This window comes from Nonomuraea sp. NPDC049158, assembly GCF_040648335.1.
Taxonomy (GTDB): Bacteria; Actinomycetota; Actinomycetes; order Streptosporangiales; family Streptosporangiaceae; genus Nonomuraea.
In genome coordinates, this window is record NZ_JBEZDM010000004.1 from 154,033 (window position 1) to 172,969 (window position 18,937).

General features: G+C 68.0%; 12 protein-coding genes. 11 read left to right on the forward strand and 1 reads right to left on the reverse strand.

Going from position 1 to position 18,937, the window contains the following annotated elements; genetic code table 11:
* Positions 1-58: 58 nt before the first annotated feature.
* The 5 genes from AB0B61_RS11115 to AB0B61_RS11135 all read left to right on the forward strand — a co-directional run bounded on the left by AB0B61_RS11115 (position 59) and on the right by AB0B61_RS11135 (position 12,727).
* Entirely contained in the window at positions 59-1,009 is a 951-nt protein-coding gene (locus tag AB0B61_RS11115; RefSeq protein ID WP_358430743.1) for a hypothetical protein, read from the forward strand.
* Positions 1,002-10,115 carry a fibronectin type III domain-containing protein gene (locus AB0B61_RS11120; RefSeq protein WP_358430745.1) on the forward strand — a complete coding sequence of 3,038 codons (9,114 nt, stop codon included), beginning with the start codon at positions 1,002-1,004 and terminating at the stop codon, positions 10,113-10,115. The genes AB0B61_RS11115 and AB0B61_RS11120 overlap by 8 nt, the downstream gene beginning before the upstream one ends.
* A 91-nt stretch (positions 10,116-10,206) precedes the next feature.
* Positions 10,207-10,746 (forward strand): hypothetical protein, encoded by a 540-nt coding sequence (locus AB0B61_RS11125; RefSeq protein WP_358430747.1) that lies wholly within the window; start codon positions 10,207-10,209, stop codon positions 10,744-10,746.
* Between the two features lie 140 nt (positions 10,747-10,886).
* A complete protein-coding gene (locus AB0B61_RS11130) occupies positions 10,887-11,555 on the forward strand; it encodes a hypothetical protein (protein ID WP_358430750.1) in 669 nt (222 codons plus the stop codon).
* Positions 11,556-11,764: 209 nt separating this feature from the next.
* Complete coding sequence (locus AB0B61_RS11135) at positions 11,765-12,727, forward strand: sulfotransferase (protein WP_358430753.1); 963 nt, start codon at positions 11,765-11,767, stop codon at positions 12,725-12,727.
* Between the two features lie 68 nt (positions 12,728-12,795).
* Here the strand turns inward: AB0B61_RS11135 and AB0B61_RS11140 are convergent, their stop codons facing one another.
* Positions 12,796-13,701 carry a hypothetical protein gene (locus AB0B61_RS11140; protein WP_358430756.1) on the reverse strand — a complete coding sequence of 302 codons (906 nt, stop codon included), beginning with the start codon at positions 13,699-13,701 and terminating at the stop codon, positions 12,796-12,798.
* 260 nt (positions 13,702-13,961) lie between these two features.
* Here AB0B61_RS11140 and AB0B61_RS11145 point away from each other — a divergent pair, with 260 nt between their 5' ends.
* From AB0B61_RS11145 to AB0B61_RS11170, 6 genes are read left to right on the forward strand one after another with little or no spacing between them, the layout of a single operon-like run.
* Positions 13,962-15,002 (forward strand): hydrogenase expression protein HypE, encoded by a 1,041-nt coding sequence (locus AB0B61_RS11145; protein ID WP_358430759.1) that lies wholly within the window; start codon positions 13,962-13,964, stop codon positions 15,000-15,002.
* Positions 15,003-15,020: 18 nt separating this feature from the next.
* On the forward strand, positions 15,021-16,814 hold the full coding sequence (locus tag AB0B61_RS11150) for a nickel-dependent hydrogenase large subunit (protein WP_358430762.1): 1,794 nt from the start codon (positions 15,021-15,023) through the stop codon (positions 16,812-16,814).
* A gap of 9 nt (positions 16,815-16,823) precedes the next feature.
* Positions 16,824-17,339: a hypothetical protein gene (locus tag AB0B61_RS11155; RefSeq protein WP_358430764.1), complete on the forward strand. Its 516-nt coding sequence runs from the start codon at positions 16,824-16,826 to the stop codon at positions 17,337-17,339.
* Positions 17,340-17,350: 11 nt separating this feature from the next.
* Complete coding sequence (locus AB0B61_RS11160) at positions 17,351-18,025, forward strand: DUF5947 family protein (RefSeq protein ID WP_358430767.1); 675 nt, start codon at positions 17,351-17,353, stop codon at positions 18,023-18,025.
* Positions 18,022-18,234: a hypothetical protein gene (locus tag AB0B61_RS11165; RefSeq protein ID WP_358430770.1), complete on the forward strand. Its 213-nt coding sequence runs from the start codon at positions 18,022-18,024 to the stop codon at positions 18,232-18,234. The genes AB0B61_RS11160 and AB0B61_RS11165 overlap by 4 nt, the downstream gene beginning before the upstream one ends.
* Entirely contained in the window at positions 18,231-18,935 is a 705-nt protein-coding gene (locus tag AB0B61_RS11170; protein WP_358430772.1) for a DUF6084 family protein, read from the forward strand. The genes AB0B61_RS11165 and AB0B61_RS11170 overlap by 4 nt, the downstream gene beginning before the upstream one ends.
* The last annotated feature ends 2 nt before the right edge of the window (positions 18,936-18,937 follow it).

Sequence of the window (18,937 nt, forward strand, 5' to 3'; positions counted from 1 at the left end):
CACTGTGCGTAGCGAGGACAGCGCGGATGAAACCGTTCGACTCCGGACAGGTGACACGGTGAACGGTGTCGTGTCCCGCCCGCTGCGGCAGGTGCTGGGCACTGTCATGGCCGTCCTGGGCCTTCTCTGGGCACAGTGCCCGGCCGTTTTCGCCGGGACGCAGCCGCCCACGCCGGGTTTCTCGCTGCAGGTGAGCCCGACGCGCCTGGTCGTCCCCGCAGGCACGATCTCCTCCGCCCAGCACTTCGAGGTGCGCAACGGAGGGCGGTCGTCGTACGACGTGACGGTCGAGAAGGCCGACTTCGTCACCGACGAGCACGGCGCGATGAACTTCCAGCCCCAGGCCCCCTATGCCGCGGCGGCCTGGGTGAGCGTCCGGCCGGCGCACTTTCGGCTGGTGGCCGGTGCGACGAAGACGGTGACAGTGCGGATCGCCATGCCCGATGAGCCAGAACCGGGGGACCATCAGCTCGCCCTGATCTTCAAGGTCCCGGCCGGCCGGAACGCGGACAACATCAAGATCAATCGTGGGATCGCCGCGCCGGTGTTCATCACCGTCCCAGGCCCCATCGACAGTTCGGTCGAGGTGACGGATCTGCAAGCGCCCGGCTTCGTCATGCACGGACTCGTGCCGATCACTACGAAGATCCATGATCTCGGCACGGTGCATCATGACTTCCGGGGCAGCAGGCGACTGCGGGTGCGGATCGGCAGCGAGGAGATCGCGTTCCCGGACTTCACCGTGCTGCGCGGTGCGACCCGCGAGGTCACCACCAACTGGGACCCACCGCTGATGTGCATCTGTCACGCGACCGTTTCCATCGTCGGCGCCGGTGGGCAGACGCACGGCGTCACCGTGCGGATCATCACCTTCCCCGTGCACCTCCTGGGGATCCTGCTTGCCACGATCGCGATGATTCTGCTGCTCGGCTGGTTCGTGCGGCGGCGATATCGGGCCAAGGTGCTGGCGGCGGCGGCCGCCATGCACGCGGACGGTCCCCATGCGTGAACTGCAGGTCTCCGCTGTCGGATCCGCGCAGCGAAGGCTGCGGGCGTGGGCGCCCCGAGTCCGCCGTCTGATCAGCCGGGTCGCGCTCGCGGGCATGCTCGGCGCCACCTTGGTCGTGTTCCCGTCACATACGGTCGCGTACGCGGCCGGTACCACGCTGTTCGACCAGCCCTTCAAGACCAGCACCGCGGATGCCGCCTATCCGGTGAACCTGCCGGCGCTGCCGGCCAGCGCGGGCGTGGCGAATGCCGCGTGCCTGACCGCGAGGGGGAACACCGGCACCGGCTTGCACACCTGCCCGACCAACACCGACGCTTCCGGATCCGGCGCGCTACGCCTCACCAACGCGACGGTCTCTCAGGAGGGTGGCCTGTTCGGGGCCACCAGCGTGCCCACGTCGCAAGGCTTGGACGTGACGTTCAACAGCTATCAGTATGGCGGTACCTCGGCCGACGGGATCGCTTTCGTGGTGGCCGCGGCGGATCCGGCCAACCCGCTACCACCGGCCACCATCGGGCAGCGTGGGGGAGCACTGGGCTACTCCTCCAGCAAAACGGGAAACCTCTCCGGCCTGGCCAACGCCTACATCGGGGTCGGGGTCGATGTCTTCGGAAACTTCAGCAACAGCGTCAACGAGGGAACCAACTGTACCGATCCCCCTTACATCGGCGGGCAGGTACCTGGGCAGGTGGTCGTCCGCGGTCCAGGAAGCGGTACCACCGGCTACTGCGCGATCAACAGCACTGCGACCACCACTTCCTCCCCCGCGCTCGCACTCCATTCGAGCGCGAACAGTCGCAGTAGTGCCCTGGTGCCGGTCGAGGTGGTCATCAATCCCACGGGGTCGAGCTTTGTCACGGCCTCCGGCCTCACGGTCGCCGCCGGCAGTTACAAGGTCGTGTTCACCCCGATCGGCGGCACACAGAAGACACTGCAGGGCACCCTGCCCGTGGTCCCGCCGACGTTGTACCCCTCGTCGACCTGGCTCAACGCGAACGGCATCCCCCGCCAGCTCTCGTTCGGCTGGGTGGGCTCCACCGGAGGGTCCACCGACTATCACGAGATCGACAACGCCAAGGTGGTCAGCTTCAGCACCGTTCCGAGCCTGAACGTGACCGAGACCAGCTACAACGGTTCCTCGCCGCAGCCCGGTGGGCCGGTGACCTACACCGTGGTCGCCAGCGTGGCGGCCTCGGGCAGCAGTGAGACCGCTCCGATCTCGGTCACCGACACGCTGCCGTCCGGGGTTGTACCGGTAGGGGCGTTCGGGACAGGCTGGGTGTGCGGGTCTCCCATCGGGCAGCAGATCACCTGCACCAACAGCAACACCCCCTTCGCCGCAGGGGCCGTCCTGCCGGCCATCACCGTCGTCGGTATCGTCACCGGCAGCAGTGTGACGCCCGCGCTGGTCCAGTCGTCGTCCACCGCCACGGCCTCGTCGAACGACGCCAACCCCGGCATCGCGACCACCACGATCGTCGGGACGATTCCAGCCGCCCCGTCCGGCATCACCCTCACCCCTGCCACCGGCACGATCGCCGGGGGGAACGCCGTCACGGTCAGCGGAAGCAATCTCATCGGCGCGAACGCGATCGAGATCGGCACCACCGCCGAGCAACAGGCAGGCACACCGGTCGTTCTGCTGCCTTGCGTCTCCGGGCCCGCGGCAGGATGTTTCACCGACAACGGCAACGGCACGCTCAGCATCTCCTCGATGCCGGTTCGAGCCGCGGCCACCACGGTGACCGTGACAGTGGTGACCGACGGTGTCGCTGGAGCGGCGAACTACGTCTACACCACCAAGCCGGCCACCCCGGCCGCTCCCACGGCCACCGCCGGTGCCGCCAGCGCCACCGTGACCTGGGTGGCTCCGGCCAACAACGGCAATGTCATCACCGGATACCTCGTGACGCCCTACCGCAACGGCGTCGCCCAGACGGTGCAGTCCTACGACGCCTCCACCCTCACCCGGACGCTGACCGGATTGACAGTCGGGGCCTCCTACACCTTCACCGTCGCGGCGGTGAACGCGATCGGCACCAGTACGGCCAGCCCGCAGTCCAACGCGGTGGTCCCGTACGCCGTGCCCGGTCAGCCCACCATCACCGCCGCCACCGCCGGGGACTCGTCGGCCACGCTGACCTGGACGGCCCCCGCTGACGGCGGGAGCCCCATCACCGGATACATCATCACGCCCTACATCGGCGCCGTGGCCCAGACACCCCAGACCTTCACCGGCACCGGGACCACCCAGACCGCCACCGGTCTGACACCCGGCACCGCGTACACCTTCACCGTCACCGCCCAGAACCTCGCGGGGCCCGGCCCCGCGTCGGCACACTCGACCGTGGTCACCCCGAACGCCTCGCCGACGTTGACCTTCCCGCCGCCGCCGGCCGGGCAGGTGGGAATCGCCTACAGCGTCCAGCTCACCATGAGTGGCGGTACGGGGCCGTTCGTCTGGTCGGTCAGTGTGGGGAGTCTGCCGCCCGGTCTCACGCTCAATGCCGCCACCGGATTGTTGTCCGGTACGCCGACGACCGGGGGAAGTTACCCCTTCACCGTGAAGGTCACCGACGCCAACAACCAGAGCGACACCAGGGCGGCGACCCTCGTCATCGCCGCCAGCCCGACGTTGACCTTCCCGCCGCCGCCTGCCGGGCAGGTGGGAATCGCCTACAGTGTCCAGCTCACCATGAGTGGGGGTACGGGGCCGTTCGTCTGGTCGGTCAGTGTGGGGAGTCTGCCGCCCGGTCTCACGCTCAATGCCGCCACCGGATTGTTGTCCGGTACGCCGACGACCGGGGGAAGTTACCCCTTCACCGTGAAGGTCACCGACGCCAACAACCAGAGCGACACCAGGGCGGCGACCCTCGTCATCGGGGCCGGGCCCATTGTCATCACCAAGACGGCCGACACGACGGCGGCAGCGCCGGGGGCGACCGTCCACTACACGGTCACCGTCCGCAACACCGGCACAGGCCCGTTCAACGGAATAAATTTCACCGATGCGCTCACGGAGGCGCTGGACGAGGCCACGTACAACGGTGACGTCGCCGCATCCTCGGGGGCGGTCGCCTACACCAGCCCGAACGTGACCTGGACCGGCAATCTGGCAGCCGGTGCCACGGCGACGATCACCTATTCGATGACCGTCAAGCCCGTGGGCTCGGGTGAGGGTGTCCTGTCCAACACCGTCACCTCCACCACCCTCGGTGCCAACTGCGCGGCGGGCGTCACCGACACCAGATGCACGGCAACGGTCAACCTGCTCGCCATGACGATCACCAAGACCGCGGACGTGGCCACGGCGACGCCAGGTGAGACCGTGCACTACACCATCACGGTCACCAACGTCGGCAAGGCCGCGTACGCGGCGGCGACGTTCTCCGACCCGCTGTCGAACGTGCTCGACGACGCGGTCTACAACTCCGACGCGTCCGCGACGTCGGGCACGGTCTCGTTCACGAGCCCGACGTTGACGTGGAGCGGGAACCTGTCGGTCGGTGGATCCGTCACGGTCACCTATTCGGTGACGGTGAACACCCCGGACACGGGTGACAAGAGCCTGACCAACACGGTGATCTCGGCCAGCGCGGGCAGCAACTGCCCGGCAGGGGGGAGTGACTCCCGCTGTACGGCGGCCGTCACCGCATTGATCCCCCAGCTGACGATCACCAGCTCGACCGATGTGAGCACCACTGTTCCGACCGGTGTGGTGCGTTACACGGTGCTGGTCGCCAACACCGGGCAGACGCCGTACACGAATGCCAGTTTCACCTTCGTCCTGGCCGGTGCCCTCGACAATGCCACCTACAACGGTGACGCCACGGTCAGCTCCGGCAGCCTGAACTTCAATCCGGACGGTTCGGTCACCTGGACCGGTGATGTGGCGATCGGGGCCACGGTGACGATGACCGCGTCGTTGACGGTCAACAACCCCCACACCGGGGGCAGCACGATGACCAGCTCCATCACCTCGGCGACGCCGGGCAACACCTGCCCGGTGGGCGGAACCAACCCGGCCTGCACCACCACGGTCACCATCCTCGATCCGGAGCTGAGCATCACAACGACGGCGAATGTGGCCACGATCAAACCCGGTGAGACGATCACCTACACGGTCGCCATCGCCAACACCGGCCCCACCGCCTACACCGGCGCGAGCATCACCGACTCCCTGTCCCGAGTGCTGAACGACGCCGTCTACAACAACGACGCCACTGCGACCACCGGCAGCCTCAGCTACACCAGTCCCGACCTGACCTGGACCGGTGACCTGGCCGTCGGGGCCTCGGCCACCATCACCTACACCGTCACCGTCAAGGACCCCGACCCCGGCGACAAGATCATCACCAACGCGACCACCTCGACCGCGCTGGGCAACAACTGCCCCACCGAAGGTGCCGCCCCAGCCTGCACCGCCACCGTCATCGTCCTGGTCCCGGGCCTCACCATCTCCAAGACCGCGGACACCGCGACCGTCGTGACCGGCGGCACCGTTCACTACACCGTCACCGTCGTCAACTCCGGTCAGACTCCCTACACCGGGGCCACGTTCACCGACTCCCTGACCGGGGTGCTGGACGACGCCAACTACAACGCCGACGCGTCCGCGACCTCAGGCGTGGTGTCCTACGCCGATCCCACCCTGACCTGGACCGGGAATTTGGCGGTAGGAGCCACCGCGACCATCACCTACACCGTCACGGTCCACACCCCCGACGACGGAGACGGCCTTCTCACCAACACGGCCGTCTCGGCCACTACCGGCAACAACTGCCCGGCCGGCGGCCAGGACGCTCGCTGCACGGTCACGGTCAAACTCTCCCGGCTGCTGCTCACTCAGAGCTACGAGGAGTCCAGCACGACACCGGGGTCGGTGGTGCATCTGTCCGCCACGTTCACCAACACCGGGCAGACCCCGTACACCGGGATCAGCGTCTCGGCCGGCACCGCGGGGACGATCGACGACGCCATCCCCAACGGTGACCAAGTCGCCAGTTCGGGCACGCTGGTGCTGAACGCCAGCAGCATCACCTGGACCGGCGACATCCCCGTCGGCGGCGTCGTCACCATCACCGGCACCCTCACCGTGCGGAATCCCGATCCAGGGAACAAGGTTCTCACCGGAACTCTGCTGTCCGCCGCCCCGGGCAACAACTGCCCCTCCGGCGGAACCGACCCCCAGTGCACCGCCCGGCTGGACGTCCTCCTGCCTGCCCTGACCATCACCAAGTCCGAGGACACCGGCACTCAGGTTCCCGGCGGGGTCGTCGGCTACACGGTCGTCGTCCACAACACGGGACAGACCGCGTACACCGGTGCGGTCGTGACCGACAGCCTGACCGGGGTGCTCGACGACGCGACCTACAACGCCGACGCCGCCGCCTCCAGCGGCATCGTCTCCTACGCCGCGCCTGTACTGACCTGGACCGGCGACCTGGCGGTCGGCGCCACCGCGACCATCACCTACAGCGTCACCGTTCTCGACCCCGACCCGGGGGACAAGCTGCTGACCAACACCGTCGCCTCCAGCGCCGTGGGCAGCACCTGCCCGCCCGGCAGCGGGAGCCCGGCTTGTACGGCGAACGCGGTCGTCCTCACCCCGGCCCTGGACATCCTCAAGACCGCCGACCAGACGACCGCGCTGGCCGGCTCCACCATCACCTACACGATCACGGTCACCAACACCGGGCAGATCCCGTACACCGGTGCCACCCTGATCGATGATCTGTCCGGGGTGCTCGACGACGCCGCGTACGGCAACGACGTCACCGCCACCTCTGGGACCGTCGGCTACACCGCGCCGAATGTGACCTGGACCGGGGATCTGGCCATCGGTGCGTCCGCGACCCTTACGTACACGATCGTCGTCGACAACCCCGTCCTCGGTGACCGCAGTCTGGTCAACGCGATGACCTCACCCACGTCCGGCAGCGACTGCCCGCCGGCGGCGCCGCACTCCAAGTGCACCGTGACCATCCCCATCACCGATACCACCGTGTTGACGTTCACCAAGACAGCCGGCGCGAGCTCCACCGTGCGGGGAGGGGTGGTCTCCTACACGGTCACCATCACCAACTCCGCGGCCACGCCGTACATAGGGGCGACCTTCACCGACCCGCTGTCGGACGTGCTCGACGACGCCACGTACAACGCTGACGCCGCCGCCACCAGTGGCACCGTCGGTTACACCGCGCCCAACCTCACCTGGACAGGCAATGTGCCCGCCTCGGGGTTGGTCACCGTCACCTATTCGGTGACCGTGCACGCCTCGCCCACCGGCGACGACATTCTGGCCAACACCCTCACGTCCAGTTCCCCCACCGGCAACTGCCTGGCCGGAGGTACCGACCCGCGCTGCGCTGCCAGGGTCACCGTCTCCAGCCTGACCATCGTCACCAGTTCGGACGTCTCGACCACGACACCGGGTGGGGTGATCCGCTTCACCAGCACCTTCACCAACACCGGCCAAACCCCGTACACGGACGTCAGCGTCTCTTTCGACGGTACTGAGCTGCTGGATGACGTGATCCCCAATGGGGACGAGACCGCCTCCTCGGGGACGATGTCGATCGGCCAGACCGGGTTGGTGTGGACGGGGGACGTCCCGATCGGAGGCCAGGTCGTGCTGTCGTCATCCTTCACGGTCAAGAATCCCGACACCGGTAACCGGACCATCAGCAGCACGACCGCTTCGAGCGCTCCGGGCAACAACTGCGCGGCCGGGAGCGGAGACCCACAGTGCACCGCGACAGTGACCGTTCTGCTGCCCGCACTCACCATCACCAAGACAGCGAGCGCGCCGGCGACGGTCCCCGGGGGCACGATCGGCTACACGATCACGGTCCACAACACCGGCGAGACTCCGTATGCCGGGATCGACGTCACCGACTCGCTGACGGGTGTGCTGGACGACGCGACCTACAACGCCAACGCCGCCGCGACGGCGGGGACGGTGTCGCTCTCCGGTGAGGTCCTGACCTGGACCGGTGACGTATCGGTCGGTGCCACCGTGACGATCACCTATTCGGTTCACGTCAACAATCCGGACCTAGGCGACAAGATCATGTCCAACGCGGTCTCCTCCACGGCGGTAGGCAGCAATTGCTCCGCCGCGGGTCGTACCGCGGCCTGCGGCGTCACGGTCGGCGTGCTCACCCCGGCTCTGACGATCGTGAAAACCGCGGACGCGGCCACCACGACCCCGGGTGCCACCGTGCACTACACGATCAAGGTGACCAACACCGGGCAGACCTCCTACCCGGCGGCGACGCTGACCGACTCGCTCTCGGGTGTGCTGGACGACGCGATTTACAACGCTGACGTCGCGGCGTCGACCGGCGCCGTCTCCTACTCAAGCCCCGATCTCACCTGGACCGGCGCGCTGGGCCCCACCGCCGTGGCGACCATCACCTACTCCGTCACGGTGAAGTCCCCGGATACGGGTGACAAGAGCCTCACGAATGCGGTGGTCTCCGCGACATCGGGCAGTAACTGCCCATCCGGCGGCCCCGACCCTCGATGTGCCACCACTGTCGGGGTCTCGGAGCTGACGATCGTCAGTGCGACCGATGTGAGCACCACCGTTCCGACCGGTGTGGTGCGTTACACGGTGCTGGTCGCCAACACCGGGCAGACGCCGTACACGAATGCGAGCTTCACCTTCGTTCTCGCGGGCGCTCTGGACAACGCGACCTACAACGGTGACGCCACGGTCAGCTCCGGCAGCCTGAACTTCAATCCGGACGGTTCGGTCACCTGGACCGGTGATGTGGCGATCGGGGCCACGGTGACGTTGACCGCCTCGTTGACGGTCAACAACCCCCACACCGGGGGCAGCACGATGACCAGCTCCATCACCTCGGCGACGCCGGGCAACACCTGCCCGGTGGGCGGAACCAACCCGGCCTGCACCACCACCGTCACCATCCTCGATCCACAACTCGCCATCACCAAGACCGCCGACACGGCGACCATCACACCCGGAGGAACGATCACCTACACGGTGACCGTCGCCAACACCGGGCCGACCTCCTATACCGGTACGAGCGTCACCGACTCGCTGTCCGGAGTGCTGACCGACGCCGTCTACAACAACGACGCCACCGCGACCACCGGCACCCTCAGCTACACCAGCCCCGACCTGACCTGGACCGGTGACCTGGCCATCGGAGCCACCGCTGTCATCACCTACACCATCACCGTGCGTGATCCGGATCCGGGCGACAAGAACCTCTACAACACGGTCACCTCAACGGCGCTCGGCAATAACTGCCCGGCCGGCAACACCGACCCGGCCTGCATCGCCAGGGTCACCGTTCTCGTCCCGGCCCTCACGATCACCAAGGTCGCCGACGTATCGGAGATCGTGGCCGGCGGCACCGTCCACTACACCATCACGGTCGCCAACACCGGACAGACCTCCTACAACCCGGCGACCTTCATCGACTCGCTGAGCGGTGTGCTGGACGACGCCACCTACAACGCCGACGCCTCCGCCACCTCGGGCATCGTCTCCTACGCCGCGCCCGATCTGACCTGGACCGGCGGCCTCGCCATCGGAGCCACCGCCACCATCGCCTACTCCGTCACCGCGGCCAACCCGGACAGCGGCAACGGCCTCCTCACCAACACCGCCGTCTCGACCGCCGTCGGCGCCAACTGCCCGACCGGCGGCACCGATGTCCGGTGCACCGCGAACACCGACGTCATCGCCCAGAGCATCGTCCTCAGCGACCTCACCAGCAGCTTCACGCTGACCGGTCTCCCGCACACCACGGTCCGCGGCGACGGCGCCGTGACGATGACCGTCGTCACCAACAGCCCCGCCGGCTACACCGTCACCGTCCGGAGTGCCGCCCCGGCACTCACAGCGCCGGGCACCGATGCCACCATCCCGATCTCCAACCTGAAGGTCCGTGAGAGCGGTACGTCCACCTTCCAGCCTCTCTCGGCCATCACCCGGGTTCCGGTCCACGACCAGTCCAGCCCCTCGGCGCAGAACGGCGACTCTCTCAGTAATGACTATGAGATAGATATCCCCTTTGTCCCGTCTGGTAGGTATTCGGGGGCGCTCGACTATATTGCCAGCACACAATGACATGGGGTGCTACCTGCCATTTGTGGGGTTTACTGGAAAGGCGGCATGGTGATTATAGTGAATAAACAATGTTATTTACATGGGGGGCGATATGTCCAGAATTCGAAAAGCAGGCATCGCATGCGCGTGCCTCGTGCTGGCGGGGACGGTCACGGCCGTCGGAATCCTGGCTTCTACTGCCGCACCCGCTCTGGCGGACACGGACACGGGCAGCACGGAGGCGCACGTCGACGTGTCCTCGTCGATCGTCCTGACGGATCTCACCCCGTCGTTCACCCTGAGCGGAGCGCCAGGGGAAACCGTCACCACGGGGGCGACTCCGGTCACCATGACGGTGACCACGAACAACTTCGCCGGCTACACCGTTACCGTCGTCCCGCGCACAGCCAACCTGACCCCGGCCATCGTGGGCAACACTGATGTCATCCCGGCGACCACCCTTGAGGTTCAAGGGCCCGCTCAGGGTGGCGCCTACGTCCATCTCACCCAAGGCCCGCTGGTCGTGGCCACCAAGGACACGGCGTCGTCCACGGACGGGGACAGCATCACCAACAACTATCGGATCACCATCCCATTCGTTCGTCCGGACATCTACTCCGGCGCTCTGGATTACGTCGCCACCACTCTCTAGCCGACTCTATGAACGGCTTGCGGCGTGTCGAGATGGAGCTGGCAGATGTGCGATCTTCCGGCTCTATCATTCGTGTATGCGGCGTTCATCTGATGATTTTGCGCAGGCATAAGAGTCTTTCCAGTAAAAAGGATTGATCTATGACCTTTCGCGTTACTCGTGTGCGGAAAGCCGACGCGTGCCACCATCGCCCACGGATCACCCATCTCCGTGCGGCGGTGGTCATGTCGCTGGCCGTGATGCCGCTCGGGATGCCCGCGGCACACGCCCACGCGCCACACCCGGCCGAGCCCGATCGATCGTTCGCGCTGCACATCGGCATCGACAACGGGCACAGCAGTGTGCAGCAGGGTGACCGGCTCACCTACACCATCAAGATCAGCAACACGGGTGCCGCCAAGACGCCCGCCCTGCTGCTCACGCAGACCTTGACGCCTGGCCTCAAGCTCGTCTCGTCAACGCCGCAAGGCAAGCTCTCGGCGGACCGGATCGCGTGGAGCAGGGCCTTGCCCCCCGGTAAGACGGACCAGTTCAGTGTGACCCTTCAGGTCGAACGGTTGCCCGCGCAGCTTCAGCGGCTGGCGGCCGTCGCCTGCGCCTCGGCCAAGGCCGGCAAGCGGCCCATCGTCTGCGCGACCGACTCCGACCGGTTGGCGGCCGCGCCGTCGGAGGGACTCCAGGGCCGGCCCGTCCCTGCTTACGGTGATGGCCTCTGGTACGCGATCGCCGGGGTCGGGGCACTGTCGACGGCCTCTCTGGCGCTGTACGCCCGCAGACGCAGACGCAGGTGGGCGACGGGCGAGAGATGAGAGCGAGTCGCGTCGGCGGACGGCGCGCTGTGGTTCACCGAGGCGGTCGGCAACAAGATCGGGCGGATCACCACCTCTGGGATCATCGCCGAACACACCCTGCCGATCATCACCTTTGCGCACGGTGAGCATGTCCTGGCCAAATCTCTACTTGCAACTTCCTATATAGTTGGTAGGAAATTGGATGTTAGACGTAGGGGTTTGGAGGGATGACCGTGCACATGCCGAACTTCCTGGTCGTAGGCGTCCCCAAGGCGGGAACGACGGCCTTGCACGCCGCGCTCCAGCGGCATCCACAGCTCTACCTGCCGCAGGTCAAGGAGCCCAAGTACTTCCTCACCGACGGCCCGCCGCCGACCAGGGGCGGGCCCGGCGACGTGGAGACGTACCGGGAGCACGTCTGGCGCCGCGAGGACTACGAGGCGCTCTTCGCCGCGGCGCCCGCCGGGACGCTGGCCGGCGAGTGCACGCCCTTCTACCTGTACGACCGGGACGCGCAGCGGCGTATCAAGGCGGCCCTCCCGCACGCCAAGCTCATCGTGATCGTGCGTGACCCGGTCGAGCGCGCCCACTCCAACTGGACCCACCTGTGGTCGGCCGGGCTCGAACCGATCGGCGACGTGGTGCGCGCCTGCGAGGCGGAGGGCAGGCGGATCGCGGCCGGGTGGGCGCACTTCTGGCACTACGTGGGACTCGGCCGGTACGGCGAGCAGCTGGCCGCCCTGTACGAGCTGTTCCCGCGCGAGCAGGTGCTGCTCTTCCGCTACCGGGACCTCGTCGACCGCCCGGCCGACACGCTCGACCGGATCTGCGGCTTCCTCGGGGTGGAGCGGGGGCTGCTGACCGAGATGCCGAGGGAGAACGTGACGGCCCATCCCGACGCGAGCCCGCGGCACGCGGTGCTGTCCTCGGTCCGGCGGCTCCTGCCCGGAACGCTGGCCGATCCCGTCGAGCAGCTGCTCCAGCGGCGGGCCGCCCCGCGCCGCCCCCTGACCTGGGAGCAGCGCCGGCAGCTCATCCCGTACTTCAGCGACGACATCCGGCTCCTGCAGCAGGTCACCGGCGAGGATTTCAGCGACTGGCTCAGGCCCAGGGAGCGTTCGGGCGGGCTGGTCGGCACCCGGCCGCCCGGCCAGCGGCAGTCCAAGAACGGGCGCCCGCACCCGTCCTGACGATCAGCGGCTTGGGTCCCAGGGGCAGGCGCCTCTGGGACCCACCCTCCGGAACCCCACCCTGACGATCAGCGCAGCTCGGTGCGCAGCTCGTGGGCTCCGTCGGCGCGGGTGTACTCGTAGTACAGCCGGATGCGGCCGTCCGGCAGGTCGACGATGTCGAGGTACCGCAGGCCGCCGCCCGCGTGCGGCGACATGGCCGCCGGGGCGGTCCCCACCGGGGTCAGCTCGCCGGGGTCGGGCCCTACGGCGATCCCGGTGCGCTCCTCGTAGTTCTCCGCCGCGCTGGCCCGGCCGTCATAGAAGGCCAGCACCCGGTCACCCTCGAAACGTACCGAGCTGATCCGTACGCCCCGCCCGTCCCACAGCCCCGGCCGCCCGCTCAGCGCCGTGCCGTGCCACGTCCACTCCAGGCCGTCGGCGCTGGTGGCGTAGTCGGTCACCATCCGGTCGGCCTCGTCGGAGTCGGCCAGCGGGTGGCAGGAGGCCCACAGGTGCCACTTCCCGTCGTGCCGGACGATCACCGAATCCTTCACGCCGGTCTTGGGGTCGCCGGGCAGGACGGTCTCGCGCGAGCGCGGGTCGAACCGGGCGGGGTCGTCGCTCTCCAGCACCTCCACCCGCCAGTGCTTGGTGCCCGGGGTGGCGCAGCTCAGGTACAGCCGCCAGCGCCCGTCCTCGGTACGTACCAGGGTGGGCCGTTCCAGGGACTCGGCGGCCATCTCCTCGCGGGTGATCGTCGTCAGAGTCTCGAACCGCTCACCGTCCACCGAACGGGCCACCACCACCGCGTACCCGCGTCCCTCCCCCACGGGGCGGCGCAGCCGGTAGGCGAGATAGATCAGCCCGTCCGCCGCGACCGCACTGGGGCCCCCTGCCCAGTGCCCTTCGCCCGCGATCGGTGGCGCGATCGCGACGGTCGCGCGGTCAGGGTCGGGGAGCAGGGCAGCGGGAGCGTCCGCGGGGTTCGACATGGAGACGAGGCTAGGCCACGACGTGGAGTGGGACACCGCTGCTCACCGACCCTTTGCATTCCCTTATTCCTACCTAAATAGTATGGATAATACACGCTCCCCGTCCACGCCGCGCATCATGCAGGAATCGGTAAGGGAAGTGACCTGGCCGTCCGCATTCCTCCATCGACGCGGTCACTATGTGTATCGAACGCTTACTCCTTGTCATTAGGGGCGATACCTACGGCATTCCCCCAGCTGCCGAGACGAGGGCCGGGTACATGAGCGAAACCACGACGAAAACCGCTGTGGACGAGGTTCACGTGCTGTGGACCTCGGAGGGCATGAGCTGCGACGGCGACACGGTCTCGGTGACGGCGGCCTCCAATCCGAGCCTCGAAGCGGTGCTGCTCGGCCTGGTGCCCGGACTGCCGAAGGTGCATCTGCACAACAAGGTGCTGGCGGCGGAGGTGGGCAAGGACTTCATGGCCCCCTTCCACCAGGCCGCGGAGGGCCAGCTACGCCCGTTCGTCTTCGTGGTCGAGGGGTCCATCCCCAACGAGCAGATCAACGGCGACGGTTACTGGACGTCGATGGGGAACGACCCGGTCACCGGGCAGCCGATCACCGTCAACCAGTGGATCGACCGGCTCGCGCCGCAGGCGTGGGCGGTGGTCGCGATCGGCACCTGCGCGACGTACGGCGGCATCCACGCCATGGCGGGCAACCCGACGGGAAGCATGGGACTCGGCGACTACCTGGGCCACGACTTCCGCTCGGCCGGCGGGCTGCCCATCATCAACGTGCCGGGCTGCCCGGTGCAGCCCGACAACTTCATGGAGACCCTGACCTGGCTGCTGTACCAGGCCGCGGGGCTGGCTCCCATGATCCCCCTGGACAAGGAGTTGCGACCGACCTGGCTGTTCGGCAAGACGGTGCACGAGGGGTGCGACCGCGCCGGCTACTACGAGCAGGGTGACTTCGCCAAGGACTACAACTCCCCCAAATGCCAGGTCAAGGTCGGCTGCTGGGGACCGGTGGTCAACTGCAACGTGCCCAAGCGCGGCTGGATGGGCGGGATCGGCGGCTGCCCCAATGTGGGCGGCATCTGCATCGGCTGCACGATGCCCGGGTTCCCGGACAAGTTCATGCCGTTCATGGACCAGCCACCCGGCGCGCTGGTGTCCTCCACCGCCACCGGAGCGTACGGGTCGGTCATCCGCAAGCTGCGCTCCATCACCAACAGGACGGTCAACAAGGAGCCGAAGTGGCGCCACAACCGGCCTGAGCTGACCAGCGGCTACCAACCGGACCATAGCTAGGGGAGAGGGAACGTCGCGGTGACCATCCGATCCAAGGAGGCTCAGGAGACTCGGCAGCTGGTCGAGATGTCCTGGGACCCGATCACCCGCATCATCGGCAACCTGGGGATCTACACGAAGATCGACTTCAACAACAAGGAAGTCGTCGAGTGCAAGAGCACCTCCTCGTTGTTCCGGGGCTACAGCGTGTTCATGCGCGGGAAGGACCCGCGGGACTCGCACTTCATCACCAGCCGCATCTGCGGTATCTGCGGCGACAACCACGCGACCTGCTCGGTCTACGCCCAGAACATGGCCTACGGCGTCAAGACGCCGCCGCTGGGCGAGTGGATCATCAATCTCGGCGAGGCGGCCGAGTACATGTTCGACCACACGCTCTTCCAGGACAATCTGGTCTTCGTCGACTACTGCGAGCAGATCGTCAAGGAGACCAACCCCACCCTGCTGCGCAGGGCGGAGACCACCGAGGCACCGCATGGCGGCGTCCACGGGTACCGGACGATCGCCGACATCATGCGGGCGTTCAACCCGTTCACCGGCGCGATGTACCGCGAGGCGCTGCAGGTCAGCCGGGTCACCCGGGAGATGTTCTGCCTGATGGAGGGGCGGCACGTACACCCCTCGACGATCTACCCGGGCGGCGTGGGCACGGTGGCGACGCCTCAGCTGTTCACCGACTACCTGTCGCGGCTGCTCAGGGTGCTCGACTTCGTGAAGAAGGTCGTCCCGCTCAACGACGACCTGTTCGACTTCTTCTACGAGGCGCTGCCCGGGTACGAGGAGGTCGGCCGGCGGCGGACGATGCTAGGTTGCTGGGGTTCGTTCCAGGACCCGGCCGTGGTCGACTACGACTACCGGAACATGGGCGAGTGGGGCCGGGGCATGTTCGTCACTCCGGGCATCGTCCTGGACGGCGAGCTGCGCACCACGAGCCTGGTGGACATCAACCTCGGCATGCGCATCCTGCTGGGCAGCTCGTTCTACGACGACTGGGTGAACGAGGAGGTCTTCGTCACCCACGACCCGCTGGGCAACCCGGTGGACCGGCGTCATCCGTGGAACCAGACGACGCTGCCCAAGCCGCAGAAGCGCGACCTGGCGGACGGCAACTACAGCTGGGTCATGAGCCCCCGCTGGTACGACGACCGCACGGGCGATCACCTCGCGCTCGACACCGGGGGCGGGGCCCTCGCGCGGCTCTGGACGACCGCGCTGGCCGGCATCGTCGACACCGGAGGCGTCCGGGCGACCGGCAACAGCGTGGAGATCAACCTGCCCAAGAGCGCGGCACTGCCGGAGACGCGTTTCGAGTGGAAGATCCCCAAGTGGTCCAACACGATCGAGCGCAACCGGGCCCGCATCTACTTCGTCGCCTACTCCGCCGCGATGGCCTTCCACTTCCTGGACCAGGCGATGGCCGAGGTACGCGCCGGCCGGACGCGGGTCTTCGCCGACTTCGACGTGCCCGATGACGCGATCGGCTGCGGGTTCCACGAGGCGGTGCGCGGGGTCCTGTCCCACCACATGGTGATCCGCGACGGCAAGATCGCCAACTACCACCCGTACCCGCCCACGCCGTGGAACGCCAGCCCACGGGACATCTACGGCACCCCCGGCCCGTACGAGGACGCGGTCCAGGGCATGCACATCTTCGAGGAGAACGGTCCGGAGAACTTCAAGGGCATCGACATCATGCGTACGGTCCGCAGCTTCGACCCCTGCCTGCCGTGCGGTGTCCACATGTACCTCGGCGACGGGAAGGTGCTCAAGCAGGTGCACTCCCCGACGCTGGGCGCGAGCATCTCCGGTTAGGGGCGGGCGATGTCACTGACCGACCGCGAGGTGGCCGACCGGCTGGCCCGGGTGGACGCCCTGCTGGACGGCGTCGAGTCGCTGCCCGACCCGGAGTCCACCATCGAGGTGCTCCAGGGGTTGCTCGACCTGTACGGCGAGGCGCTCGCCCGGATCGTCGCGATCGGCGGCGAAACGCTCGGGCCGGCGCTCGTGCGGGACGAACTGGTCTCCTACCTGCTGGTGCTGCACGACCTGCACCCGCTGGACGTGTCCGCCCGGGTGGAGAAGGCCGTGAGCGGTGTACGGCCCCGGCTCGGCGGCGCGGCCGTGGAGACGGTGGCCGTGGCGGACGGTGTGGCGAGCGTACGGCTGCTGCGCGGTCGCGGCGGCTGCGGCACCGCCGATCGGGCGGCTCTGCTGGAGGAGGCGATCCGCAACGCGGCCCCGGAGCTCGACCGGGTTGAAGTCGAGGAGATCGGCCCGCCACCCGTCTTGATCTCCATCGACGCCTTGCGCCGCGACCCCGGCGCGCGGACGTCGTGAGGGAGCGCGGCATGGCACGAGGGGGTCTGCGCGGCCTCATCGACCGGACAGCCGAGCGGCGTGCGGCTGACCAGCCGGCGGCTGATCACGACGGCAACCCCTGCCGGTGTGAACTGTGCGCCGCGCCCATCCCCGCCGACCACCGTCACCTGCTCGAACCGGCGGTCCGCGAACCACGCTGTGCCTGCCGCCCGTGCGCCCTGCTCTTCGAGCATCCACCGGCCGAAGGGGACCGCTACCGCCTAGTGCCCGACCGCCGGTGGTACCTGCCGGACTTCGCCCTCGACGACGCCACCTGGGCGGCCCTGGACATTCCCGTTCAGATGGCCTTCGCCTGTCACGACTCGGCCGAGGGCCGGACCGTGATCCGCTACCCGGGCCCGGCCGGAGCGGTCGAGGCCGCGGTCGAGCCGGCCGCCTGGGCCGCGGTGGAGGAGGCCAACCCCGTGCTGCGGCGGCTGGCCCCCGACGTGGAGGCGTTGCTGGTCAACCGGACGCGCGACGCGCGCGACCACTGGCTGGTGCCGATCGACGACTGCTTCGCCCTCGTCGCCGTACTCAGGTCTCGCTGGAAGGGCCTGGCCGGCGGCCAGGACGTCTGGAACGAGGTCGGCGCCTTCTTCACCGAGCTAGGGCGCCGAGCCAAGCCCATGCCCGTGGGCCTGTCGAAAGGAGTTCCACGATGACCGGCACCATCAAGGTGGGTCGTCCCGATGTGCGGCCCGACATGACCGCGCACCTGAAGGGCGTCCATGAGGGCAACGCGGTCGGCAACTACGAGCAGCAGCCCGGTCACCTTCCTGACGGCTGCTCGACGGCGGCCCGATCCACCGGGATCAACCCCAAGGACCGCGACCCGATCGACCCGGCCATGCCCAACCTGTCCCCGGCATGAGGCCGGAACCTGTCCCCGGCATGAGGCCGGACGCCGCCTTCGCCACGCGGGAGGACGCGCCGCCGCCGGTGCTCAGGTTCGTGATCGAGAGCGCCGCGGCGGTGGAGTTCGCCGCGGTGCCGACGGTGCGGTTCACGCTGCGGATCGACGGCGCCGGCTCGTCGCCGATCCGCAGCGTCGCGCTGGACACCCACATCCGCATCGACGCCGCGCGGCGCCAGTACGACCCGACCACCCGGCAGCGGCTCACCGATCTGTTCGGCGCGCCCGAGGATTGGGGCCGGACGTCGAGGAGCCTGCTGTGGGCGCGGGCGGTGACGCAGGTGCCCGGCTTCGACGGGCACACGGTGGCGAGCATCGACGTGGCCTGCACCTACGACTTCGAGGTGGCGGTCGCCAAGTACTTCCACTCCCTGCCGGACGGTGAGGTCCCGCTGACCTTCCTGTTCAGCGGGACGATCTTCTACCTCGACGCCGGCCTGCTCCGGGCGGCCCGGATCCCGTGGGACACCGACGTCGCGTTCCGGATGCCGGTCCGGGTCTGGAAGGACGTCATGGAGCACTACTTCCCGCGCAGCGCCTGGCTCCGGCTGGACCGCGACGCCTTCGACCGGCTGTACGACTACAAGGTCCGGCACACCCTGACGACCTGGGACGACGTCGTGACGGCACTGCTTGTACGTGAAGAGGGCGGTGGCTGACC